The following is a 24052-nucleotide window of genomic DNA, read 5'->3' on the forward strand; positions in this document are numbered from 1 at the left end:
TGGGCTACTTCACGCCTGTCAGCGCCGCGACCACCGGGTTCAGCGCCTCGCTGATCTCGCCGCCCACCGACCGGAAGAACGGCAGCGGCGCCCCGTACGGGTCGTACACCTCGTCCGCCTCGACGGACGGGGCGAGGAGCCACCCGCGCAGCGCCGCGGCGGCCCGCACCAGGGACCGTGCACGGGCCACCACGCCGCCCGCCGAGAGGTCGAGGGGGTCCGGGAGGGTCGCCGGGTCTATGGCCTGCACGAGCCGCGTGAACTCCTTCAGCGTGAACGTGCGCAGGCCCGCGCTGTGGCCCATGGAGATGACCTGGGCGCGGTGGTCGCGGGTGGCGGTCAGCACGAGGTCGGCCCTTATGACGTGGTCGTCGAGGAGCTCGCGGCCGACGAAGCCGGAGGCGTCAGCGCCGAAGTCGGCCAGGACCTGCTCCGCGTTGGCCTCCATCGGGGCGCCCTCGTGGCCCCAGGTGCCCGCGCTCTCCACGATGAGCCCGCCGGCCAGCGGGTCGCCGAGGCGGTCCGCGAGGGCGTGCCGCGTCAGCCGCTCGGTGATCGGCGAGCGGCACACGTTGCCGGTGCTGACGTGGAGGATGCGGAAGGAGTCGCCGGGGACGAGCGGCCCCCCGCGGTCGGTACCTATGCCACGCCCCGTCTCAGGGGCAGTCAATTCGCCACCTCGAGGTCGGGTACGACCTTGCGCAGTTCGTCCGCGGAGAGCGCCCCGGCGCGCAGCAGTACCGGGACCTTTCCGGTGACGTCGACGATCGACGAGGGGACGATGCCGGGGGTGGGGCCGCCGTCCAGGTAGACGGAGACGGAGTCGCCGAGCATCTCCTGGGCGGCGTCGCAGTCCTCGGGCGCGCGGTGGCCGGTGAGGTTGGCGGAGGAGACCGCCATCGGGCCGACCTCGGTGAGGAGTTCGATGGCGACCGGGTGGAGCGGCATACGGACGGCGACGGTGCCACGGGTCTCGCCCAGGTCCCACTGGAGGGACGGCTGGTGCTTGGCGACGATCGTCAGGGCGCCGGGCCAGAACGCGTCGACGAGCTCCCAGGCCATCTCGGAGAAGTCCGTGACGAGGCCGTGCAGCGTGTTCGGGGAGCCGATGAGGACCGGGCTCGGCATGTTGCGGCCGCGGCCCTTGGCCTCCAGGAGGTCACCGACCGCCTCGGCCGTGAACGCGTCGGCGCCGACGCCGTACACGGTGTCGGTGGGCAGCACGACGAGCTCGCCGCGGCGGACGGCGGACGCGGCTTCACGCAGACCGGTCGCGCGGTCGGTCGCGTCATTGGTGTCGTAACGCCGTGCCATCTAGCGGGCCTCCTGCTCTGCGTACTGCTCAAGGGTGTGAAGTTCGTGGGTCACGGCATCGCCTTGCGGGCGGTGGCGAACCGCGGCCGGTTGTTCAGGTCGGGGTGGTCGGCGGCGTCCGCCCAGCCCCGCTCCTCGGTGAAGATCCACGGCACCAGGCCGCCCTGGGTGTCCGCGTGCTCGATGACGACGACGCCGCCGGGGCGCAGCAGACGGTGGGCGGTGCGCTCGATGCCCCGGATCAGGTCGAGGCCGTCCTCGCCGGAGAACAGCGCCATGTCCGGGTCGTAGTCGCGGGCCTCGGGAGCGACGTACTCCCACTCGGTGAGCGGGATGTACGGCGGGTTGGAGACGACGAGGTCGACCTGGCCGTCGAGGTCGGGGAAGGCCGTCAGGGCGTCCCCCTGGCGCAGGTCGACCCTGGACCCCTCGACGTTCTTGCGCGTCCACTTCAGGGCGTCCTCGGAGAGCTCGACGGCGTGCACGCGCGAGCGCGGGACCTCCTGGGCGAGCGCGAGCGCGATGGCGCCGGAGCCGGTGCACAGGTCGACGATGAGCGGCTCGACGACGTCCATGGCGCGTACGGCGTCTATGGCCCAGCCGACGACCGACTCGGTCTCCGGGCGCGGCACGAAGACACCGGGCCCGACCTGGAGCTCCAGGTAGCGGAAGTACGCGCGCCCGGTGATGTGCTGGAGCGGCTCGCGGGCCTCGCGGCGCGCGGTCACCTCCCAGTACCGGGCGTCGAAGTCGGTGTCCTTGACGGAGTGCAGCTCGCCCCGCTTCACGCCGTGCACGAAGGCGGCGAGCTCCTCCGCGTCGTTGCGCGGCGAGGGCACGCCGGCGTCGGCCAGCCGCCGGGTGGCCTGGGCCACTTCCGCGAGCAGCAGGTTCACGCTGGTCCTCCGAGTCGAGCTGTCGTACAGGGGTGCGGGAGCTTACGCGGCGGCGAGCTTGGCTGCCGAGTCCGCGTCGACACACGCCTGGATCACGGCGTCGAGGTCACCGTCGAGCACCTGGTCCAAGTTGTACGCCTTGAAGCCGACGCGGTGGTCCGAGATCCGGTTCTCCGGATAGTTGTACGTGCGGATCTTCTCGGAGCGGTCGACCGTGCGGACCTGGCTGCGACGGGCGTCCGCGGCCTTGCTCTCGGCCTCCTCCTGCGCCGCGGCGAGGAGCCTGGAGCGGAGAATGCGCATCGCCTGCTCCTTGTTCTGGAGCTGGCTCTTCTCGTTCTGGCAGGAGGCCACGACTCCGGTGGGCAGGTGCGTGATGCGCACCGCGGAGTCGGTCGTGTTGACGGACTGGCCGCCGGGTCCTGAGGAGCGGTAGACGTCGATGCGCAGATCGTTCATGTTGATCTCGACGTCGACCTCCTCGGCCTCGGGCGTGACGAGCACGCCGGCGGCGGAGGTGTGGATGCGGCCCTGGGACTCGGTCGCCGGGACGCGCTGCACCCGGTGGACGCCGCCCTCGTACTTGAGGCGGGCCCAGACGCCCTGGCCCGGCTCGGTCGCGCCGTTGCCACCCTTGGTCTTCACAGCGACCTGGACGTCCTTGTAGCCGCCCAGCTCGGACTCGGTGGCGTCGATGATCTCGGTCTTCCAGCCGACGCGCTCGGCGTAGCGCAGATACATGCGCAGCAGGTCACCGGCGAACAGCGCCGACTCGTCGCCGCCCGCGCCGGCCTTGACCTCGAGGATGACGTCCTTGTCGTCCGACGGGTCACGGGGCACCAGGAGGAGCCGCAGCTTCTCGGTGATCTCCTCGCGATGCTTCTCGAGATCCTTCACCTCGGCCGCGAAGTCCGGGTCATCGGCGCCCAGCTCGCGGGCGGTCTCGATGTCATCGCCGGTCTGCTTCCAGGAGCGGTACGTCGCGACGATCGGGGTGAGCTCTGCGTAGCGCTTGTTCAGCTTGCGCGCGTTGGCCTGGTCGGCGTGGACCGACGGGTCCGCGAGCTTCTTCTCCAGATCGGCGTGTTCTCCGATGAGGTCCTCGACGGCCTCGAACATCTCCGGCTCCTGCGTGTACGGGGGGCTGTGTCATTCCAAGTACAAGGGGCTGCACCGCAAAGCGCCGGTCCCGGTGCCCCTGCGATCGGGGCACCGGAGACCGGCGCTGGAGCCTCGCTACTTGTTGGCAGCGGCAGCCTTGCCGAAGCGGGCCTCGAAGCGGGCCACACGGCCACCGGTGTCGAGGATCTTCTGCTTGCCCGTGTAGAACGGGTGGCACTCGGAGCAGACCTCGGCACGGATGGTGCCGGAGTCGATGGTGCTACGAGTGGTGAACGACGCGCCACAGGTGCAGCTGACCTGGGTCTCGACGTACTCGGGGTGGATGTCGCGCTTCAAGGTGTCTCCTAGGTTCGGGAGGGCGCCGGGTCGCTGACGCGGATTGCGGGAGCGTGAACCGGAGCCGACGTACCAGTCTGCCAGGACTGTTCGTATCTCCCAAAACCGGGGTGTGGCCGGATCTATTCCCCGGCTAGCTGACGACGCCCTTCGCGGTGCCGGTGGCGGTTCCCCTGCCGGCCGACCTCGGGACGGTCCGGTCGGCCTTGAGCGCCTTCCACACCTGGTCGGACTTGGTCTCGTCGACCAGGACGCGGTTGGCGTCGGCCTGGTCGTACTGGACCGGCAGCGTCACCATGTTCATGTCGTTCGAGCCGATGCCCTTGAGCCCGCCCGCGAACGAGGTGAGGTTCTTGACGGACGCCAGCTCCGAGTCGGTCGTCACGGACTTGGTGGCGGTGTCCGCGAGGTCGTACAGCTTCTTGGGGTTGCTGAAGACGCCGACGTGCTTGATCTGGTCCATCAGGGCCTTCATGAACGCCTGCTGGAGCTGGATGCGGCCCAGGTCGCTGCCGTCGCCGACGCCGTGCCGGGTCCGTACGAGGCCGAGCGCCTGCCGGCCGTCGAGCCGGTGGGTGCCCGCGTCGAGCTGAAGGTGGCTGTCGGGGTCGTCGATGGCCTTGCTGGTGGTGACCTCGACGCCGCCGAGGTCGTCGATCAGGTCCTGGAAGCCGCTGAAGTCGACCTCGACGTAGTGGTCCATCCGGATGCCGCTCATCGCCTCGACGGTCTTGACCGCGCAGGCCGCGCCGCCCGTGGAGTACGCGGAGTTGAACATGACGTCGCTCTGCGCCGGGTGCTCCGTGCCGTCCTTGTCGGTGCAGGAGGGCCGCTCGATGAGGGTGTCGCGGGGTATGGAGACGATGCTCGCCTTCTTGTGCCCCTTGTAGATGTGGACGACCATCGCGGTGTCCGAGCGGGCGCTGCCGTCGTCGGTGCCGCCGCCGGCCTTCTTGTTGCTGCCGGCCCGGCTGTCGGAGCCGAGCACCAGGATGTCCTGCGAGCCGTTGTCGACGTTCTCGGGCCGGTCGGTGCCGAGGGCCTGGTTGATGTCGACGCTCTTGATGTTGCCGTCGAGCTTGAAGTACACGTACCCGAGGCCGGTGCCGCCGAGGACGACGACGCCCGCCGCGCTCCACGCCACGACGCGCAGCGCCTTGCCCCGGCCGGGGCGCGGCTTGCGGCGACGGCCCTTGGCGCGGCGGCGCCCGGGCTTGTTGTCACTGTCGGGCATGTGCTCCTCGCTCGGTATGCCTTCGGTCTGTCCGCGGTCCGCTTTGCTCTTCACTCGTTGTGACAGCGAACCGCCCTGAAGGGTTGCACAGCGTACTGTGCCCCCAGCAGGCCGTGGCGACCGCGAAGAAGGCCGTGCGCCGACTCTTCCCACCTCTCTCACCTGCACGTTTTCCCGTACGGGCCGCATGCTTCACAGGGGACGTGAATTCTTATACCTGTGGTGAAGGTCTCGGGTGACCGCGGAAAAGGGCTGGGCCCCGTCGCGAATGCGACGGGGCCCAGCCCTTGCGGAATGACAGAATCCGCTCCGCGAAGCGTCAGTCGTTGCCGTTGCCCGGCGCCGGCGTCGTCTTCTGGATCTGGAGCAGGAACTCCGCGTTCGACTTCGTCTGCTTCATCTTGTCGAGCAGCAGCTCGATCGCCTGCTGCTGGTCGAGCGCGTGCAGCACGCGACGCAGCTTCCAGGTGATCGCCAGCTCGTCGCTGCCGAGCAGGAGCTCTTCCTTACGCGTGCCGGACGCGTCGACGTCCACCGCCGGGAAGACGCGCTTGTCGGCGAGCTTGCGGTCGAGCTTGAGCTCGGCGTTGCCGGTGCCCTTGAACTCCTCGAAGATCACCTCGTCCATGCGGGACCCGGTGTCGACCAGCGCGGTGGCGAGGATGGTCAGCGAGCCGCCGTCCTCGATGTTGCGCGCGGCGCCGAAGAAGCGCTTCGGGGGGTACAGCGCGGTCGAGTCGACACCACCGGACAGGATGCGCCCGGAGGCCGGGGCCGCCAGGTTGTAGGCGCGGCCCAGACGGGTGATGGAGTCGAGCAGCACGACGACGTCGTGACCCAGCTCGACGAGGCGCTTGGCGCGCTCGATGGCCAGCTCGGCGACGGTCGTGTGGTCCTCGGCCGGACGGTCGAAGGTCGAGGAGATGACCTCGCCCTTCACCGACCGCTGCATGTCGGTGACCTCTTCCGGACGCTCGTCGACCAGGACGACCATCAGGTGGCACTCGGGGTTGTTGATGGTGATCGCGTTGGCGATCGCCTGCAGGATCATGGTCTTGCCGGTCTTCGGCGGGGCCACGATCAGACCGCGCTGGCCCTTACCGATCGGCGCGACGAGGTCGATGATGCGGGTCGTCAGCACACCCGGGTCGGTCTCCAGGCGGAGCCGGTCCTGCGGGTACAGGGGCGTCAGCTTGTTGAACTCCGGGCGCCCGCGGCCCGATTCGGCCGCCATGCCGTTCGCCGAGTCCAGCCGCACGAGCGCGTTGAACTTCTCGCGGCGCTCGCCGTCCTTGGGCTGGCGGACCGCGCCGGTGACGTGGTCACCCTTGCGCAGGCCGTTCTTACGCACCTGGGCGAGCGAGACGTAGACGTCATTGGGACCGGGGAGGTAGCCCGACGTACGGATGAACGCGTAGTTGTCGAGGATGTCGAGGATGCCCGCGACGGGGATCAGGACGTCGTCGTCGGAGACCTGCGGCTCGTTGCCGAAGCCCTGCTGCTCGTCGCGGCCACGACGGCCACGGCGGTCGCGGTAACGGCCCCGGCGGCCGCGGCGGCCACCCTCGAAGTCGTCGTCGTCCTGCGGACCGTTGTTGCGGTCGCGATCGCGGTCGCGGTCGCGCTCCTGGCGGCCGCCGCCCTGTTGCTGCTGCTGCCGGCCGCCACCCTGGTCCTTGTTGCCCTGGCCGCCCTGACCGCTCTGGCCGCCCTGGTCCTCGCCCTTGCCACGACGGTCACGGTCACGGTCTCGGCCACCACGGTCGCCCCGCTCACCACGGTCGCCGCGCTCACCGCGGTCGCGGCGGTCGCGGCGGTCCCGACGACCGTCGGCCGCGTTGTCCTGGCCGCCGTCGCCCTTGTTCTCGGCGCCGTCCTGCTTCTCCTGCTTGGGCTCCGCCTTCGCGTTCGCGGCCTCGGCCGTGACGGTCTCGGGGCTGCCCGCCTCGGAGGTGGCGCGGCGGCGACGGCGCTCGCCGGCCGGCTGCTCGTCCCCGGCGCCCTGGCCGGGGATGTCGATCTGCTGCTGGCCGGTGGCCTTCTTGGCCTTGGCGTCGACGGAGTCGGTCACCTGGGCCTTCTCCGCCTTGGCGTCCGCCTTGGCCTGCGCGGCGTCGGCCGCGGGCTCGTCGCCGGTACGGGCCTTCGAGGTGGCCCGGCGCTTCGGCTTCGTCTCGGCGGCGTCGGCGCTCTTCGCGGGGGCGCTGCCGCCCGCCTGCGCCTCCTTGATGACCTCGATCAGCTGGCTCTTGCGCATCCGCGCGGTGCCCCTGATGCCAAGGCCAGATGCGACCTGCTGCAGTTCGGCCAGCACCATGCCATCAAGGCCGGTACCGCGGCGCCGCCGGGAGCCCGGAGCACCGGTGGCAGGCGCAGCGGAGGCATCCCCTGCGGACGCGGCGGGCGCGGCAGCAGAGCTGTCGGCAGTCACGCCCATCAGATCGGTGGTGTCGCTCACGAAGGGTCCTTCCCTGGAGCGGACGTCGGCCTGTCTGGCTCGGCGACCGGTCGTGCTGTCCGGCGGTGGTCCTGCCTGTACGGACCGTGCCGGGGCGGTTGTCCGCCGATGAGGCGGAAGAATGGGTGACGGCGTTTCGCGATCCCGCGGGTGCACTGAATTTCTGTGTCACTGAATTTCTGTGTCGCGCGGCTCGGTCACACCGGTTCCGGAGCATGCTCGCCAGCGTTCAGCACCGCGTCCCGGCATAGCGGGGCGCTGTACAGAAATGCTGGGGAGGCTCCCGGAAGAATGGTTGTCCCGGACGGGGACACACAGCACCTCGCCATGGTGGGGTCGGGTGCAGACTTGAGGTTAACACTACCGGATCCAACAAACATTCCCCCTCTCGAAATCCGGCAACCGTACGTTTGTGATCAATCGGGGTTGGAACCGAGCGGCAGCACGCTCGCCCCGCCGGTGTCGAGGGCCAGACGGTTCGCCGCCCATCCCTCTCCGGCCAGCCGGGCGACCTTGTCGGCGGCTCCGTCCTCCACCAGGGCGATGACCGTCGGGCCCGCCCCGGAAATCATCGCCGGGACCCCGTCGGCCCGCAGCCGCTCCACCAGTGCGGCGCTCTCCGGCATGGCGGGCGCCCGGTACTCCTGGTGCAGCCGGTCCTCGGTGGCCGGGAGCAGCAGCTCGGGGCGCCTGGTCAGGGCCTCGACGAGCAGGGCCGCCCGGCCCGCGTTGGCCGCGGCGTCCACGTGCGGGACGGTGCGCGGCAGGAGTCCTCGCGCCATCTCGGTCAGGACCGGTTTCCCGGGTACGAAGACGACCGGGACGACCGAGGGCGCCGTGTCGAGGCGGACCGCCCGGCCCGCGCCCGACTCCATCCAGGCGATGGTGAAGCCGCCGAGCAGACAGGGGGCCACGTTGTCGGGGTGGCCCTCGATCTCGGTGGCGAGTTCGAGGAGCGCCGCGTCGTCGAGCCGCGCGTCGCCGCCTATCGTCACGGCGCGCGCGGCGACCACGGCCGCGACGATGGCGGCGGAGGAGGAGCCGAGGCCGCGGCCGTGCGGGATGCGGTTCGCGCAGACGATCTCCAGGCCGCGCGGCTGCCCGCCGAGCAGGTCGAAGGCGGTGCGCAGGGAACGTACGAGAAGGTGCGACTCGTCGCGGGGCAGGGTCTCGGAGCCCTCGCCCGCGATGTCGATGTGCAGCCCGGAGTCGGCGACCCTGACGACCACGTCGTCATAGAGCCCCAGCGACAGGCCGAGGGCGTCGAAGCCCGGGCCGAGGTTGGCGCTGGTGGCGGGGGTGCGCACCCTGACGGCGGCGGCGCGGAACGCGGGACCGGCCATCGCTCGATGACTCTCCTTGAACTGCGGGATGTATCGGGAACTTCCGAAGACTGACGGACTGACGAGATCTGCGAGATGTACGACGGTCGAGGTGTTCGAGAACTTCCGAGACTTCCGATGTCTTGTGCTGCGTACGTCGGCACCCGGGCCGCGAACGACGGAACCACGGCGGAAACTCACCGGAAAACGACGGAACGGCGGCGGCACCGCGGCATATGCGGCGGGCGGGTTCGGTACAGCCTATCGAAGGAAGGTTCCGTGGCGACATAGGGCGCACAGGAGGCGCACGATGCGTGTCGTGAGCCCCCTGTGCACCCCGTCCGGCGATGCGCCCGGTTGACGGGGTGTCAGCGCAGGCGGAGCGGTCAGGCGAGGCCGAGGCGGGACGCCGCGGCGGCCGCGTCGACCGGCACCGTGACCGGCTGCGGGGCGCCGGAGACGGCCCAGTCGGGGTCCTTGAGGCCGTTGCCCGTGACGGTGCAGACGATGCGCTGGCCCGGGTCGACCTTGCCCTGCTCGGCGGCCTTCAGCAGACCGGCGACGGACGCGGCGGACGCCGGCTCGACGAAGACACCCTCCTGGGACGCCAACAGCTTGTAGGCGCGCAGGATCTCACGGTCCGTCACCTCGTCGATGAAGCCGCCGGACTCGTCGCGCGCGGCGAGCGCGAAGTTCCACGACGCCGGGTTCCCGATGCGAATCGCAGTCGCGATCGTCGACGGGTCCTTGACGATCTCGCCGCGCACGATCGGCGCGGAACCGGAGGCCTGGAAGCCCCACATGCGCGGCGTACGGGTCGAGACCTTGTCGGCCGCGTACTCCTTGTAGCCCTTCCAGTAGGCCGTGATGTTGCCCGCGTTGCCGACCGGGAGGACGTGGATGTCGGGCGCGTCGCCGAGCGCGTCCACGATCTCGAACGAGGCGGTCTTCTGGCCCTCGATGCGGAACGGGTTGACCGAGTTGACCAGCGCCACCGGGTAGTTCTCGGAGAGGCTGCGGGCCAGGTTGAGGCAGTCGTCGAAGTTCCCGTCGACCTGGAGGATCTTCGAGCCGTAGACCAGCGCCTGGCCCATCTTGCCGAGCGCGATCTTGCCGCGGGGCACCAGGACGGCGCAGACCATGCCGGCGCGCACGGCGTAGGCCGCGGCGGACGCCGACGTGTTGCCGGTCGACGCGCAGATGACGGCCTGCGCGCCTTCCTCCTTGGCCTTGGTGATGGCCATGGTCATGCCGCGGTCCTTGAAGGAGCCGGTGGGGTTGGCGCCCTCCACCTTCAGGTGGACCTCGCAGCCCGTGCGCTCGGAGAGGACCTGCGCGGGCACGAGCGGCGTGCCGCCCTCGCGCAGCGACACGACCGGCGTGGTGCCGGTCACCGGGAGCCGGTCCCGGTACTCCTCGATGATGCCGCGCCACTGGTGGGTCATTCCGGTCATCGCTGCTACTCCCCTTCAACACGCATGATGCTGGCGACACCGCGCACGGTGTCGAGCTGGCGCAGCGCGTCCACGGTCCCGGTGAGGGCCGCGTCCGCCGCGCGATGGGTGACGACGACAAGAGATGCCTCGCCGTCCTTCCCCGACTGCCGCACGGTGTCGATGGAGACCCCGTGCTCGGCGAAGACCGTCGCCACCTGCGCGAGAACGCCGGGCTTGTCGGCCACGTCGAGGCTGATGTGGTACCGCGTCACGGAGTCGCCCATGGGTGAGACGGGCAGTTGCGTGTACGCGGAGTCGCCGGGTCCCGTCGCGCCGTTGAGGCGGTTGCGGCAGACGGCGACGAGGTCGCCGAGAACGGCGGACGCGGTCGGCGAACCGCCGGCACCGGGTCCGTAGAACATCAGTTGCCCGGCGGCCTCGGCCTCGACGAACACCGCGTTGTACGCACCTCGTACGGAGGCCAGCGGGTGGTCGAGCGGGATCATCGCGGGGTGCACGCGCGCGGTGACGGAACCACCGTCGGCGGCCCGCTCACAGATGGCGAGCAGCTTGATGGTGCAGCCCATCTCCTTCGCGGACGCGAAGTCGGCGGCGGTCACCTCGGCCATGCCCTCGCGGTACACGTCGTCGAGGCGTACGCGCGTGTGGAAGGCGATACCGGCGAGGATGGCGGCCTTGGCGGCGGCGTCGAACCCCTCGACGTCGGCGGTCGGGTCGGCCTCCGCGTACCCGAGCGCGGTGGCCTCGTCGAGGGCTTCCTGGTAGCCCGCGCCCGTGGAGTCCATCTTGTCGAGGATGAAGTTGGTCGTGCCGTTCACGATCCCGAGGACGCGGTTGACCTTGTCACCCGCGAGGGACTCGCGCAGGGGCCGGATCAGCGGGATGGCGCCGGCGACGGCGGCCTCGTAGTAGAGGTCGCGGCCCTGCTCGACAGCGGTCGCGTGCAGCGCCGCGCCGTCCTGGGCCAGCAGCGCCTTGTTGGCCGAGACGACGGAGGCGCCGTGCTCGAAGGCGGTGGTGATGAGGGTCCGCGCGGGCTCGATCCCTCCGATGACCTCGATCACCACGTCGATGTCGCCCCGTTTGACGAGGGCGGTGGCATCGGTGGTGACGAGGGCGGGGTCGATCCCTTCCCGCACCCGGGAAGGGCGCCGCACGGCCACCCCCGCGAGCTCCAGCGGGGCGCCGATACGGGCGGCGAGGTCGGCGGCGTGCGTCGTCATGATGCGCGCCACCTCTGAGCCGACTACCCCGCAGCCCAGCAGCGCCACCTTAAGCGGACGCGTACGCATCATCCGACCTCGTTTCCTCGACTACTACTGCCGCTGGCTTTCACGGTTCTCAACGGTTCTCTACGGTTCTTTGCAGTGCAACCAGTCTCACCCACCGGACCGGGCTTTCTGTCCCTGGTCCGGATGATGAGACAGATATTTCATTATCCGACGTCGAGGCGGAGGAGATCTTCCTCCGTCTCGCGCCGGACGATCACCCGGGCCTCGCCGTCGCGCACGGCGACGACCGGCGGGCGGAGCGCGTGGTTGTAGTTGCTGGCCATGGAGCGGCAGTACGCACCGGTGGCCGGGACGGCGATCAGGTCGCCGGGCGCGACGTCGGCCGGCAGGAAGGCGTCCTTCACCACGATGTCACCGCTCTCGCAGTGCTTGCCGACGACGCGGACCAGCATGGGTTCGGCGTCGGAGCGGCGGGAGACGAGAGCGACCGTGTACTCGGCGTCGTACAGAGCGGTCCTGATGTTGTCGGACATGCCGCCGTCGACGGAGACGTACGTACGCAGCCCTTCGAGCGGCTTGACCGTGCCGACGGTGTAGAGCGTGAAGGCGGTCGGGCCGACGATGGCGCGCCCCGGCTCCACGGAGATCCGCGGCGTACGCAGGGAGGCCGCCTCGCACTCGCGCGTGACGATCTCGGTGAGCGCCTTGGCGATCTCCTGCGGTTCGCGGGGGTCGTCGTCGCTCGTGTACGCGATGCCGAGGCCGCCGCCGAGGTCGATCTCCGGGAGTTCGACGCCGTGCTCGTCGCGCACCTCGGCGAGCAGCCCGACCACCCGGCGCGCGGCGACCTCGAAGCCGGCCATGTCGAAGATCTGCGAACCGATGTGGCTGTGGATCCCGATGAGCTCGATCCCGTCGAGCTTCAGCGCGCGCCGCACGGCTTCCGCGGCCTGCCCGTCGGCGAGCGCGATCCCGAACTTCTGGTCCTCGTGCGCGGTGGCGATGAACTCGTGGGTGTGGGCCTCGACGCCGACGGTCACCCGGATCTGTACGCGCTGCCGCTTGCCGAGCCGGTCGGCGATGTGCGCGACGCGGACGATCTCCTGGAAGGAGTCGAGGACGATCCGCCCGACACCGGCCTCGATCGCCCGGTGGATCTCTTCCTCGGTCTTGTTGTTGCCGTGGAAGGCGATGCGCTCCGCGGGCATGCCGACGGAGAGGGCGGTGGCCAGCTCGCCACCGGAACAGACGTCGAGGTTGAGCCCCTCCTCGTGCAGCCACCGCACGACGGCGCGCGACAGGAAGGCCTTGCCCGCGTAGAAGACGTCGGCGTCGGGCCCGAAGGCGTCACGCCAGGCCGCGCACCGGGCGCGGAAGTCCGACTCGTCGAGGAAGTAGGCCGGGGTGCCGAACTCCTCGGCGAGCCGGGCCACTTCGATCCCGCCGACGCTCACTCCGCCGTCGGCGCCACGCGCCACGGTGCGCGCCCACACCTTCGGGTCGAGGAGGTTGAGGTCGGCGGCCGGGGCGGAGTAGTGCCCCTCGGGCAGGACGTCGGCGTGGCGGGGGCCTGCGGGGTGTGCGGAACGGCTCATGACTGCGGGGCGCTCTCTTCGTCTTCTCTACAGGTGTGCGGGGGCGTCGATACCGAGCAGGGTCAGGCCGCCGGCCAGCACCGTCCCGGCGGCTTCGGCGAGCGCGAGCCGGGCGCGGTGGGCGGCCGAGGGTTTCTCCTCCCCCTTGGGCAGCGCGCCGGCGGAGATCTCCGCATCGGCGAGGAAGGCGTCGGCGACATCGACGAGGTGCCGGGCGAGCCGGTCGGGGGCACGGTGGCGGGCGGCGGCGAGGAGGATGCGGGGGTGGTCGGCGAGGGGGGTGAGGAGGGGGTGGTGACCGGTCGGGGCGCGGGGGGTGGTGGCGGGGGTGTCAAGGAGGGCGGCCGGGGTGCCGGGGGCGCTGACGAGGCCGTCGGGGTTACCGGGGCTACCGGGGCTACCGGGGGTGTCGGGACCGCCGGGGGTGTCGGGACCGCCGGGGGCGCTCGTGAAACCGAGGTCGGCGGCGTTCCGGGTCAGGGCGCGGGAGCGGGCGTGGGCGTACCGGACGCGGAAAAGGGGGTTCGACTCGCGCTGGGCGAGGTGGCCGGCACGGTCCGCGGCGGATTCGGTACGCGGCCGGTCGTGCGCGGCGGGATGCAACAGGGCCCAGCGCCCGGCGTCGCCCCCGAGCCCCCGCGGATCAGCGGGCACGGGCCGGAACGTCACCTCGTCCGCCCCTACGGCGTACGCGACCTGGACCTCGGCGCCCTGGCTGCGGCCGATACGGGCGACGGCGTCGGCGAGGATCTCGGCGCGGGGCTCGCGCGGGATGCGCAGGTCGATGCGGTGGCCGCGCAGGGCGTCGCTGTGACCGTAGGCGAGGCCGTCGCGCCGGATGCCGAGCAGGAGGCTTTGGCCGGGGCCCGGGCCTTGCGGGCTGAGGGTGAGGTTCAGGAACCCCGGCCCGGAGACGTCGACGGAGGCGATACCCGGGCTGCCTGCCAGTCGCCGGGAAAGAATTTCGGCGACCTGGCGGGGTGGCCGGCCGGCCGGGGCGGCGAGTTGCAGGGCGACGTTCGTGGCGTAGTCCCCGTGCCCGCCGGGCCGAGGCCGCTCGACGACGATCCGCGCACGACCCCGCTCGACGGTCTCCACGGCCCCCGCGCCCAGCTCACCGTCGTCCACCGCGCGGCGCACGGCGCGCAACACGGTGTGGGAGAGCTCTGCGGGGGTCACGGGGTAAGCGTAGGCGAGGAGGGGGGTGGGTAGGCGAGCCGATTTGGCGGATGGTCCGGGATGCGGACGGGTGGGGGTTTGTTTGGGGGGTGTGATCGGGGGGCGGATGGTGGGAGGCGGGGGTGTCGGGTGCGGGCCGTAGTCGCCGCGGCAGTGGCAGTGGAAGTGGGAGTGGGGCCGGGCTGGGGCTGCGGCCGGCTTCCGCGCTACTGCCGAGCTGCCGGACGGAAGATCGTCAGGCGCCCGCGGTACGACCGAACCCGGACTCGCCGGCGATGGTGGTGTGGGCGGAGCCGTTGAGCGGAGAGCTGTCGCCCGAGTCGCCACAACTGTCGTCCTGCCGCTGCCCATGCCCGTGCTCCTCTGCCGACGTGCTTGACGTCGACGGGGCTGACATCGACGTGGCCGGCATCGACGTTGTTGCCGTCGACGTGACTGACGCCGGCTTCGGGGCACGCCCGCGTCGGCTCAACTCCCCTACTACCCGCACGAGTTCGTTGGGTTCGAAGGGCTTGGCCAGGAAGGCGTCGACGCCGACTTCCAGTCCGCTCTCCACCTCGCTCTGGGTGCATGCACTGACGACGACGATGGGCAGGCCGCTGGTGCGCGCGTCCCCGCGCAACCGCGCGGCGGTCCGCAGGCCGTCGAGGCGCGGCATGACCACGTCCAGAGTGACGACGTCGGGCCGGACCTGATGCACCACGTCCAGGCATTCGGCACCATCGGCCGCGGTCACGACCTCGAAGCCCTCCAGCTCGAGGTTGACCCTGATCAATTGCCGGATGACCTTGTTGTCGTCCACAACGAGGACCCGGCCTGAAGCGCCTGGCACAACTCGAGAGTAGGTCGGCACCGCCGACCGCGTCCGGGTTTTCCCCACTTCCGCCCCGTACAGGTGACTCGGACCGCCCCCAGCCCTTCTCCGCCCCCTCCAGCCCCCGGTCCGCCCGTCCACGGACCCGGAAATACCCGTTCATGAAGACCCCGGACGAGCTGGTAGTGTTCTACCCGTCGCCGCACACAAGGCGACGAACGCCCCCGTAGCTCAGGGGATAGAGCAACGGCCTCCGGAGCCGTGTGCGCAGGTTCGAATCCTGCCGGGGGCACAGAAGCCGGAACAGCGCGATCAAGTCGCTGACCAGCCCAAAGTGCCACATACAAAGAGCCGGACCCAGTCTCACTGGGTCCGGCTCTTTGTCGTTCCCACGCACGATTCCCGAGTGAGTGGCGCGTGAAGAAGCGCCCCGAGAACGCCTGAAGGTCTGCCCGAGGGTGGGCAACACCATGGGCACGTACTCGCGGGTAAGTTGCGCTCTTCTGGATGGACGGCGCAGGGGCTGTCTACCGCTTCATGCGTCCGCGGGCAGCGAGGACGGCAAGGCCGAGTAGGACGGGTTCAGCCAACCGAGACGCCCTCTCCGTGTAGACACGGGCAGTGGTGAGGTCCTGGTTACTGGATCGGAAGACGACCGTTCGTGCCCGACCTGATTCGAGCGTGTCGAGAGGTATGGCCGCATGAACCGCATCCCATCCATGGCTACGTATACCGAGCAGGGGGCGGGATCTGGCGTCGGCCTCTTGCGGAAATCATCTCGCGAGTCGCGGACTATTGGTGTGCAAGCACCCACCTACGGATCCCTCGTAAAGTCGTGACCTGCGCGTATGTCCGGGACCGAAGGGCTCTTCGGAGTTGTGTGCGCAGGTTCGGACCCTGCCCGGGGCATCCCCTATGGGGTCCTCCAAGATCCCGTCACCAGCGGACACCCTGAACCCCCGGTGGGACCCGGCACTGTGTGGGGTCCCGTTGGGTATGGCGTCGGCTCCAGGGCGAGCGGCCAGTGCTCGGGGGCGCGGAGGCTCCTCTGTGCGGTGGCGTGGGGTGGTCGGAGGTCTATGTTCGTAGCCATATGCGCTTGTGGCGGGCCACCGTGAAGAGCTGGTCCACCTGCTCGGGCGTGTGCCGGCCGGTCAGGGGGCCCAGGGCCGCGACTTCTCGCTCCCGGTAGATGCGGACGGCGTACTGGGTGGCGGCCCGTTGCAGTGACGCCACGCCGACGAAGACGAGGGCCGGCTCCACGGGTACGGGGAAGTCGCAGTAACGCTCCAACACCCCTTGTACGTAACGGGCTTCAGCCTTGCCGGCAGCCGCGTACGGGGCCGGTTCTCCGCTGTTCACCCTGACCATCTCGTCCCCGACCCACACCCTGGCGCCGACGTGGTGCTTCGTGTTGATGGAAAAGACTCCCCCCGGGCCGATCAGCAGGTGGTCGATGTCGCCGCCGTTGCCCTTGCCTACGCCGTGGAGCGTTCGCCAGCCCTGAGCGGACAGGCGTTGCAGTTCACGGCCCACTCTGCGCTCCCCTTCCAGCCCCGCGTACCAGGAGTCCCACTCCGACGAGCGGCGCCGGATCCTGGTCCACCATCACCGTGATGACCTTGGTGGCGCGGTCCGCCCAGGCGACCGCGGTGCCGTCGGGCAGATTGACGTACAGGCGGTCCCTGCCGTGTCGCTTCCACGCGTTCACCGTCAGATCGCTCATGCGCCCGCCCCACACAGATGCCGACCGTCCCCCGCCATCGGAGCAGCCCGGGAAGCTATCGGCAAGAGCGCGTCGTGGGCACCGGCGCAGTTCGAGTGCGTGCCGGTGCGTGGCTCACGGGTAGAAGCGGGACACGCTCTGGAGTACTGCTGCCGGCTTCGGCGCGTTCTCTGTCTCGATCGTGCCGTCCACGGTGATCTGGGTTCCTCCGCCCGCGACCTCCTCCACCTGGGACAGGGTCGCGGTGAGGCGGATGCGGGAGCCGGCGGGGACCGGGGACGGGAAGCGGACCTTGTTCAGGCCGTAGTTGATTTTGGTGGTGACTCCCTGGACGTCGAGGAGGTCGGTGAAGAGGGGGATGAAGAGGGAGAGGGTCAGGTAGCCGTGGGCTATCGGGGCGCCGAAGGGGCCCTCCGCGGCGCGTTCCGGGTCGACGTGGATCCACTGGTGGTCGTCGGTCGCGTCGGCGAAGGTGTTGATGCGCTGCTGGGAGATGTCCAGCCAGGGGCTGGTTCCCAGGGAGGCGCCCGCCAGCTTCTTGAGTTCCTGCAGGCCGTTCACCGTGAGGGTCATGCGCCGGACTCCTTTGGAGCGTATGGGGTGTTGGGGGTGGCGTAGCGGGTGCGTAGGGCTGATTTGCGGAGCTTTCCTGATGCCGTGCGCGGGAGGGTGGGGGCCAGCACCACCGACTTGGGGATCTTGTATCTGGCCAGGCGGGTCCTCAAGAGGTCGAGGATCTCCGCCGGGTCAGGGGTGCGGCCCTCGTGGGGCACCACGATCGCCCGGCCCACCTCGCCCCACGTGTCGTCCGGTACGCCGATGACCGCGCATTCCGCGATGTCGGGGTGGGTGAGGAGGGCGTCCTCTATCTCGGCGGGATAGATGTTCTCGCCGCCGGAGATGATCATGTCCTTGATGCGGTCGACTATGTGGACGTAGCCGTCGTCGTCCGTCCTCGCCGCGTCGCCCGTACGGAACCAGCCGTCGGTGAACGCCGCCGCCGTCGCCTCCGGCAGGCCCCAGTAGCCGGGCATGACGTGCGGGCCGCTGACCAGGACCTCTCCCGTTTCGCCGGGGGCCGCGGGGGTGAGGTCGGGGCGTACGACGCGTACGTCGCTGAAGAAGTGCGGCACGCCCGCCGAACCCGCCTTGTCCACCGCGTGTTCGGCGTCCAGGAAGAGCACCCCGGGTGATGCCTCCGTCATGCCGTAACCCTGCTGGAAGGTGAGGCCGCGCTCCTGGTACGTGGCGATGAGCGAGCTCGGGACGGGGGCGCCGCCGCAGGTGAGCGTACGCAGTGAGGTGAGGTCGGCGGTGGGCCAGGCGGGTTGCCGGGCCACCAGGTCGTACATCGTGGGCACCCCGAACATGAAGGTGATCCCGTGCCGGGCGATGAGGTCGAGGGTCCGTTCCGGGTCGAACGAGTCGGCCAGGACACAGGTGCCGCCCTTGAGGAGGACCGGCAGGGTGAGCATGTTCAGGCCTGCGGTGTGGAACAACGGGGCGTCGACCAGGGCCCGTTCGTCGGCGGCGAGGTCGATGTCGACGAGGACGTTGAGCGCGTTCCACGTGATGTTGGCGTGGGTGAGCATGGCGCCCTTGGGGCGGCCCGTCGTGCCCGAGGTGTACATGATGATGCAGGTGTCGTCGGCCGAGACCCGCTCGTCCAGGGCTCCGGTGACCGAGGGTCCCGTGGCCGAAGACCGCGTGGCCGAGGGTCCCGTGGCCGATGACCCTGTCGCCAGCAACTCCTCGTAGGGCGCGCCCACTTCGACGTAGAGGTGGACGTCCGTGTCCTGGCGGAGGGCCGGGAGCAGTTCCGTGTGCGTCGGCGCGTGGACGAGGGTCTGCGCTCCCGAGTCGGTCAGCTGGTACGCGATCTCGGGTCCTGCCAGGCGGGTGTTGAGCGGGACGAAAACCGCGCCGAGGAGGCCCGCGGCGAACAACACCTCAAGGTAGGAGGGGTGGTTGGCGCCCAAGTACGCGATGCGGTCGCCGCGGCGGATGCCCCGGGCGCGCAGGGCGTGGGCGAGGCGGGTGGTGCGTTCGTGCAGGGCGGCGTACGTGACGGCCGTGCCGTCGTGGATCAGGGCCGTGCGGTGCGGGGTCTTGCGGGCCCGGCGTGCGGGCCATGACCCCAGTCCCTCGTTGCGCATCCAACGCCCCTTCAGGGTCGGGTTCAGGGTCGGGTGAGGCCGAGCAGGCGGGCCGCGTTCTCCTTGAGGATCTTCGGGCGGACCTCGTCCTTGATCGGCAGCTTCGCGAAGTCGGCGAGCCAGCGGTCCGGGGTGAGGACCGGGTAGTCGGAGCCGAAGAGGACCTTGTCCTTGAGCAACGTGTTGGCGTACTGGACGAGTTGGGGCGGGAAGTACTTGGGTGACCAGCCGGAGAGGTCGATGTGCACGCCCGGCTTGTGTGTGGCCACCGCCAGTGCCTCGTCCTGCCAGGGGAAGGACGGATGCGCCAGAATGATCTTCAGGTGCGGGAAGTCGGCCGCCACGTCGTCGACGTGCAGGGGGTTGGAGTACTTCAGGCGGATGCCCCCGCCGCCGGGGACGCCCGCGCCGATTCCGGTCTGCCCCGTGTGGAAGAGGGCGATCGTGCCCGTCTCCTCGATGATCTCGTAAAGCCCGTACGCCAGACGGTCGTTGGGGAAGAAGCCCTGAATGGACGGGTGGAACTTGAAGCCCCTGACCCCGTACTCCTCGACCAGCCGGCGCGCCTGGCGGAGGCCGGCCTTCCCGCGGAACGGGTCGATCGACGCGAACGGGATCAGGACGTCCGGGTTGGCCGCGGCGGCCTCGGCGACCTCCTCGTTCGGGACGGGGGCGGTACCCGTCGCGGATTCGGCGTCGACGGTGAAGATCACGGCGGCCATGCGCCGCTCGCGGTAGTACGCGGCCGTCTCCGCCAGCGTCGGTTTCCGCTTGCCCTCGACCTTGAAGTACGCGGAGGACGCGTCGTGCAGGTCGTCGTCGAGGGAGGCATGGCCCTTGGAGGACACCTCCGCGTGCGTGTGGATGTCGATCGCGGTCAGGTTGTCGAGCGTGGTGCGGTCGAGTGCTGTGGCGGGGTTCGGGCCCGCGGGGTGCGCGCTCGCGGGGTGCGCGCTCGCGGGGTGCGCGCTCGCGGGGTGCAGGCTTTCAGGGTTCGGGCTTTCGGGGTTCATGACGTCTCCGGGATGCGCGGGGCCGGGATGCCGACCGTCTGCGGCTCGGCGCCGATCGACGTGGGCCAGGCGTCCGCCAACGCTTCCGGGGTCCAACCCCCGTCCGCGTAGGCCGACTTGATCTCCTGCGGGTGGGACCAGAGGGTGACCCGGTCGCCGCCGATGCCGATGGCCTGGCCGGTCACGTCGCGGGCCGCGGCGGAGGCGAGGAAGGGGACCAGGGCCGCGCAGTCCTCCGGCGTGCCGAAGCCCTCCCCCTTGCGGAGGAAGTCGGGCAGCGGCGTACCGTTCCGCATCGCCTCGACGTACGGGGCGAACGCCGGGATCGTCTCCGTCATCGCGGTCGCGGCGACCGGCACGATCGCGTTGACGGTGATCCGGGCGCGGGCCAGTTCCATCGACCAGGTACGGGCCATGGCGGCGATGCCGGCCTTGGCGGCGGCGTAGTTGGTCTGGCCGAAGTTGCCGCGCTGGCCCGCCGGGGAGCCGACCAGGATCAGGGTGCCGCCCTCGCCCTGCTCCCGCATACGGACGGCGGCGGCGCGGGCGCAGGTGAACGTGGCCTTGAGGTGGGTGGTGAGCACCGCGTCGAAGTCGTCGTCGGTCATCTTCCACAGCACCTTGTCGCGCAGGATGCCGGCGTTGGTGACCAGGACGTCGAGCCGCCCGAACTCGGTCACCGCGCGCCCCACCAGGCGATCGGCGGCCTCGGCCGTACCGACCGGGACCACCTCGGCGACCGCCTTGCCGCCCGCCTCAGTGAGGGACTTGACGGCCGCTTCGGCGACGGCCTCGTCGATGTCGTTGACGACGACCGAGGCGCCGCGGGCGGCCAGGGCGTGGGCGTAGGCGAGACCCAGGCCGCGGCCGCTGCCGGTCACGATGGCCACCTTGCCCGTGAGATCGATCGGGGCGACCGAGCCGGTGGGGACGACCGAGCCAACCGAGCCGCCCGAACTGGCCGAGCCGGTCGAGCCGGTCGAGTCCGTCCTGTTCGTTGCGCTGGTCGCGCTGGTGGCGCTGGTCGCGCTGGTTGAGCCGACGGAGTCCATGGGGTCGACGGACACGAGTAGTCCCTTCGGGCCGACTGCGATTGCGGGGCGAGAAGGAAGTTAGGAGCAATAATTGGTGACGTCAATAGTTGTTGCCGACCTGGATGTACGTCAGACTGGCTCCACCACGCCACGCGGCACCACGCGACACCCGGCCCCGACCCGACCCGACCCGACCCGACCGAGGGAGACCCCATGAAGCCCAGCCCGATCGACGCGCACGAGCCTTGGATGCGCGGGCTGCACGCCGACACGGGGTATCTGCTGTACCGGCTCGGGCTGCGCTCGGGGCAGTTGTTCAACGCCTCGCTCCAGGCGTCGGGGCTGCGTCTGCGCCACTACGCCCTGCTACGGCTCCTGGCCACCAGCGAGGGTGCGCTGCAACGGGAGTTGAGCGCGCGGCTCGGCTACGACCCGAGCGCGATCGTCGGGCTGGTCGACGACTTGGAGAAGACCGGTTTCGTCGAGCGGCGCCCCTCCCCCGACGACCGGCGCAGCCGGATCGTCGTGCTCACCGAGGACGGGCGCGGCTTTCTGCGCGACACGGACGAGGCGGGCCTGCGCGTCACCGCCGAGCTTCTGGAGCCGCTCGACGGGGCGGAACGTGAGGTGCTGCACGGGCTGTTGCTGCGCGTCGCGGAGGCGGGGCTCGTCTGATCAGCGGCCGGTCGCCCGTCCGGACGCGCCTCTGTTCACCGCCGCGCCCTCCCCGTCCCGCTCGCCCTCCTCCCCTCCGCCCCCCTTCGCCGCGCTTCCCCTCCCGCGCCGGGCGGTGCGGGACGCGCGCTTCTTCGTGGTGACCGGGCCGTGCGCCCGACTTGGCCGAGTTGTCCGGCTCGGCGGCCCGTCCGGGTGTGAGAGCCGCCACCCATGAGCAGCACGGGTTTACGCCTGCCTCAGTGGGTGACTACGGTGCGTGGGATGTCTCGCAGCCACTTGAACCCCGCAAACCTGAGAAGACGCGAATTCGGGAGTCGGGGTTCCACGCGGGAGGGATCGTGAGCGAACCGATACGCCTGAGCGCCTCGCGGGCACCTCTGCCTCCGCAGCGCGCAGACATCGCACCCCCCGCTTCACCGTCAGCGCCGTCGGCCCGGGTCGCGACCGCTCCGGCCGTGAAGGCCCGGCCGGGCACGGCGGCCGAGCCGGGCAAGGCGCGCGACGCGTTCTTCGACAACGCGAAGTACTTGGCGATCGTGCTGGTCGCGATGGGGCATTCCTGGGAGCCGTTGCGCGGGGACAGCCGCGCCGCGTCCGCCCTCTACATGACCGTGTACGCCTTCCACATGCCGGCGTTCATCGTGATCTCCGGCTACTTCTCGCGCAGCTTCGACGCGAGCCCGGCGCGGCTGAAGCGGCTGGTCACCGGGGTGGCCGTGCCGTACGTGGTCTTCGAGGTGGCGTACACCCTGTTCAAGCGGACGGCCGGGGGCGACCCCGACTACCCGTTCAGCCTGCTCGACCCCTGGTACCTGACGTGGTTCCTGATAGCGCTGTTCGTGTGGCGGCTCAGCACACCGTTGTGGAAGGTGATCCGCCGGCCGCTGCCGGTGGCGCTCGCCGTCGCCGTGCTGGCCTCGGTCTCCCCCGACATCGGTGACGACCTCGACCTCCAGCGCGTACTCCAGTTCCTGCCCTTCTTCGTGCTCGGTCTGTGTCTGAAGCCGGAGCACTTCCGGCTGGTGCGGCGGCGCGAGGCACGCATCCTGGCCGTGCCGGTCTTCGCGGCCGCGCTGATCTTCGCGTACTGGGCGGCGCCGCGGATGAACGCGGCCTGGTTCTACCGGCGGGACAGCGCCCAGGAGTTGGCGGCGCCCGGCTGGAGCGGTGTCGTCATGACGTTGGGGATGTTCGGCTGCTCGGTGCTGCTCATGGCCTGCTTCTTCGCGTGGGTGCCGGGGCGCAGGCTCTGGGTCACGGCGCTCGGCGCGGGCACGCTCTACGGCTACCTGCTGCACGGCTTCCTGGCCAAGGGTTCCCGGTTCTGGGACTGGTACGACGCGCGGTGGATGCACACGCCGCTCGGTGAGATCGCGGTGACGTTGATCGCCGCGTCCGTGATCACCGTGCTCTGCACGCCACCGGTGCAGCGGATGTTCCGGTTCGTCATGGAGCCGAAGATGGAGTGGGCGTTCAAGCGGGACGCGGCCGCGGTGGCCCGGCAGCGGTAGCCGCGCCGGAGAGCCGGAGGACCGGAGGGCCGGACAGGAAGGGGGCGCACATCGCGCCCCCTTTCTGCGTACCCCGGCGGCCCGGGCCCCGGCCACCCCCGCTACCACCTTGGAAACAGTCCGGCCGCCCGTCCCCCCAACCGCCTTGTCGAACGCGTGACGCCCTGCTTAAGGTCCCCCGTATTCCCCGGCCCCCGGCCCGCCGATCCCCGCGGCGGGCCCGAGAACAGCGGCCCCGCAGGCGTATTGGCCGAAGGTGCGTGAGACGTGCAGGACCTCTGCGAACTGAGCGAGCGGGTCGGGATTCCCGTCCGGATACTGCGCTTCTACGTGCGGATGGAATTGCTCCCGGACCTCCCGGAGTACGACGAGAGCCATGTGCGGCGCGTGGCGTTCGTCCGGGCGCTGCTCGATGTCGGCGGAGTGCCGTACGAGGCGATCCGGCGGATCGTGCGCCGGATCGACACCGCGGAGCCCACGCTGGAGGAACTCCTCGGCACCGTGCAGTACGCCCTGCCGGCGCGCGGCTCCACCGCGCAGGACCAGGAGTGGGAGCGGGCCCGCGGCCGCGCCGTCGCGTTCACCGAGGAACGCGCCTGGTCGGTGGGGGCCGACAACCCGGCCTGGCAGACGCTCACCCAGGTGCTGGTGGCGAGCGAGTGGCTGCACCAGAGCGATCTGCTCGACCTCCTCGGTACGTACGCCGACGCGCTGGAGAACGTCGTGGAGGTGGAGATGGAGTTGCTGCGCCGCAAGGGCGACCCCGAGACGGCGGCGACGAGCATGATCTCGGGAACGGTGCTCGGGGATATCGCGTTGTGCGCACTGCGCCGACTACTACATGAACATTTCTCACGTACGGCCGCGGATTCCACGAAGAACCAAGACAGACGGAAGTGACGCAACGCACATTTCTCAACGGGCGTTTGCAGACAGTTAGTTGATGATTAATCAGGTGCGCATGGACGGCCCATG

At 70.3% G+C, this 24052-nt stretch carries 22 protein-coding genes and 1 tRNA gene; 4 read left to right on the plus strand and 19 right to left on the minus strand.

What is annotated here, in order from left to right; genetic code table 11:
• Positions 1–4: 4 nt before the first annotated feature.
• The 13 genes from ACZ45E_RS30660 to ACZ45E_RS30720 form a co-directional block, all read right to left on the minus strand.
• Entirely contained in the window at positions 5–670 is a 666-nt protein-coding gene (locus tag ACZ45E_RS30660; protein ID WP_468226811.1) for an arsenate reductase/protein-tyrosine-phosphatase family protein, read from the minus strand.
• Entirely contained in the window at positions 667–1314 is a 648-nt protein-coding gene (locus tag ACZ45E_RS30665; protein ID WP_468226814.1) for an L-threonylcarbamoyladenylate synthase, read from the minus strand. The genes ACZ45E_RS30660 and ACZ45E_RS30665 overlap by 4 nt, the downstream gene beginning before the upstream one ends.
• Positions 1315–1364: 50 nt before the next feature.
• On the minus strand, positions 1365–2210 hold the full coding sequence (gene prmC, locus ACZ45E_RS30670; protein WP_468226817.1) for a peptide chain release factor N(5)-glutamine methyltransferase: 846 nt from the start codon (positions 2208–2210) through the stop codon (positions 1365–1367).
• 42 nt (positions 2211–2252) lie between these two features.
• Positions 2253–3329: a peptide chain release factor 1 gene (gene prfA, locus ACZ45E_RS30675; RefSeq protein ID WP_468226819.1), complete on the minus strand. Its 1077-nt coding sequence runs from the start codon at positions 3327–3329 to the stop codon at positions 2253–2255.
• Positions 3330–3446: 117 nt separating this feature from the next.
• Positions 3447–3668 carry a 50S ribosomal protein L31 gene (rpmE, locus tag ACZ45E_RS30680; protein WP_081219441.1) on the minus strand — a complete coding sequence of 74 codons (222 nt, stop codon included), beginning with the start codon at positions 3666–3668 and terminating at the stop codon, positions 3447–3449.
• Positions 3669–3801: 133 nt separating this feature from the next.
• Positions 3802–4902 carry an LCP family protein gene (locus ACZ45E_RS30685; RefSeq protein WP_468226822.1) on the minus strand — a complete coding sequence of 367 codons (1101 nt, stop codon included), beginning with the start codon at positions 4900–4902 and terminating at the stop codon, positions 3802–3804.
• A 319-nt stretch (positions 4903–5221) separates the two neighbouring features.
• Positions 5222–7360, minus strand: a complete 2139-nt coding sequence (gene rho / locus ACZ45E_RS30690) for a transcription termination factor Rho (RefSeq protein WP_468226825.1) — start codon at positions 7358–7360, stop codon at positions 5222–5224.
• A gap of 416 nt (positions 7361–7776) precedes the next feature.
• A complete protein-coding gene (gene thrB, locus ACZ45E_RS30695) occupies positions 7777–8703 on the minus strand; it encodes a homoserine kinase (RefSeq protein ID WP_468226828.1) in 927 nt (308 codons plus the stop codon).
• Between the two features lie 365 nt (positions 8704–9068).
• Positions 9069–10127, minus strand: a complete 1059-nt coding sequence (thrC, locus tag ACZ45E_RS30700) for a threonine synthase (protein ID WP_468226999.1) — start codon at positions 10125–10127, stop codon at positions 9069–9071.
• A 14-nt stretch (positions 10128–10141) separates the two neighbouring features.
• Positions 10142–11434 (minus strand): homoserine dehydrogenase, encoded by a 1293-nt coding sequence (locus ACZ45E_RS30705; RefSeq protein WP_468226831.1) that lies wholly within the window; start codon positions 11432–11434, stop codon positions 10142–10144.
• Positions 11435–11574: 140 nt separating this feature from the next.
• Positions 11575–12966 carry a diaminopimelate decarboxylase gene (gene lysA / locus ACZ45E_RS30710; protein WP_468226834.1) on the minus strand — a complete coding sequence of 464 codons (1392 nt, stop codon included), beginning with the start codon at positions 12964–12966 and terminating at the stop codon, positions 11575–11577.
• 27 nt (positions 12967–12993) lie between these two features.
• Positions 12994–14145, minus strand: a complete 1152-nt coding sequence (nrtL, locus tag ACZ45E_RS30715; RefSeq protein WP_468226836.1) for an ArgS-related anticodon-binding protein NrtL — start codon at positions 14143–14145, stop codon at positions 12994–12996.
• 235 nt (positions 14146–14380) lie between these two features.
• Complete coding sequence (locus ACZ45E_RS30720; RefSeq protein ID WP_468226839.1) at positions 14381–14977, minus strand: response regulator; 597 nt, start codon at positions 14975–14977, stop codon at positions 14381–14383.
• A 202-nt stretch (positions 14978–15179) separates the two neighbouring features.
• On the opposite strand from ACZ45E_RS30720, the gene ACZ45E_RS30725 reads away from it, so the two are divergent.
• Positions 15180–15251 (plus strand) — tRNA-Arg (locus ACZ45E_RS30725).
• Positions 15252–16036: 785 nt separating this feature from the next.
• Here ACZ45E_RS30725 and ACZ45E_RS30730 read toward each other — a convergent pair.
• The 6 genes from ACZ45E_RS30730 to ACZ45E_RS30755 all read right to left on the minus strand — a co-directional run bounded on the left by ACZ45E_RS30730 (position 16037) and on the right by ACZ45E_RS30755 (position 20921).
• Positions 16037–16495 carry a nuclease-related domain-containing protein gene (locus tag ACZ45E_RS30730; RefSeq protein WP_468226841.1) on the minus strand — a complete coding sequence of 153 codons (459 nt, stop codon included), beginning with the start codon at positions 16493–16495 and terminating at the stop codon, positions 16037–16039.
• Positions 16485–16685, minus strand: coding sequence for a hypothetical protein (locus ACZ45E_RS30735; RefSeq protein ID WP_468226844.1), 201 nt, complete (start codon positions 16683–16685; stop codon positions 16485–16487). The genes ACZ45E_RS30730 and ACZ45E_RS30735 overlap by 11 nt, the downstream gene beginning before the upstream one ends.
• A gap of 114 nt (positions 16686–16799) precedes the next feature.
• Complete coding sequence (locus ACZ45E_RS30740) at positions 16800–17258, minus strand: MaoC family dehydratase (protein WP_468226846.1); 459 nt, start codon at positions 17256–17258, stop codon at positions 16800–16802.
• The gene (locus ACZ45E_RS30745) at positions 17255–18841 is read right to left on the minus strand and encodes an acyl-CoA synthetase (protein ID WP_468226849.1); all 1587 of its coding nucleotides are present in this window, start codon (positions 18839–18841) and stop codon (positions 17255–17257) included. Before ACZ45E_RS30745 ends, ACZ45E_RS30740 begins: the two co-directional genes overlap by 4 nt.
• A gap of 23 nt (positions 18842–18864) precedes the next feature.
• A complete protein-coding gene (locus tag ACZ45E_RS30750; RefSeq protein ID WP_468226852.1) occupies positions 18865–19854 on the minus strand; it encodes an amidohydrolase family protein in 990 nt (329 codons plus the stop codon).
• Positions 19851–20921 carry an SDR family NAD(P)-dependent oxidoreductase gene (locus ACZ45E_RS30755; protein WP_468226855.1) on the minus strand — a complete coding sequence of 357 codons (1071 nt, stop codon included), beginning with the start codon at positions 20919–20921 and terminating at the stop codon, positions 19851–19853. The genes ACZ45E_RS30750 and ACZ45E_RS30755 overlap by 4 nt, the downstream gene beginning before the upstream one ends.
• Before the next feature lie 180 nt (positions 20922–21101).
• Between ACZ45E_RS30755 and ACZ45E_RS30760 the strand changes: the two genes are divergently transcribed.
• From ACZ45E_RS30760 to ACZ45E_RS30770, 3 genes are all read left to right on the plus strand, one after another.
• A complete protein-coding gene (locus ACZ45E_RS30760) occupies positions 21102–21563 on the plus strand; it encodes a MarR family winged helix-turn-helix transcriptional regulator (RefSeq protein ID WP_468226858.1) in 462 nt (153 codons plus the stop codon).
• 458 nt (positions 21564–22021) lie between these two features.
• Complete coding sequence (locus ACZ45E_RS30765) at positions 22022–23077, plus strand: acyltransferase family protein (RefSeq protein WP_468227001.1); 1056 nt, start codon at positions 22022–22024, stop codon at positions 23075–23077.
• A 267-nt stretch (positions 23078–23344) separates the two neighbouring features.
• Positions 23345–23977 carry a MerR family transcriptional regulator gene (locus ACZ45E_RS30770; RefSeq protein ID WP_468226860.1) on the plus strand — a complete coding sequence of 211 codons (633 nt, stop codon included), beginning with the start codon at positions 23345–23347 and terminating at the stop codon, positions 23975–23977.
• The last annotated feature ends 75 nt before the right edge of the window (positions 23978–24052 follow it).

Source organism: Streptomyces sp. NPDC030991 (assembly GCF_055571235.1).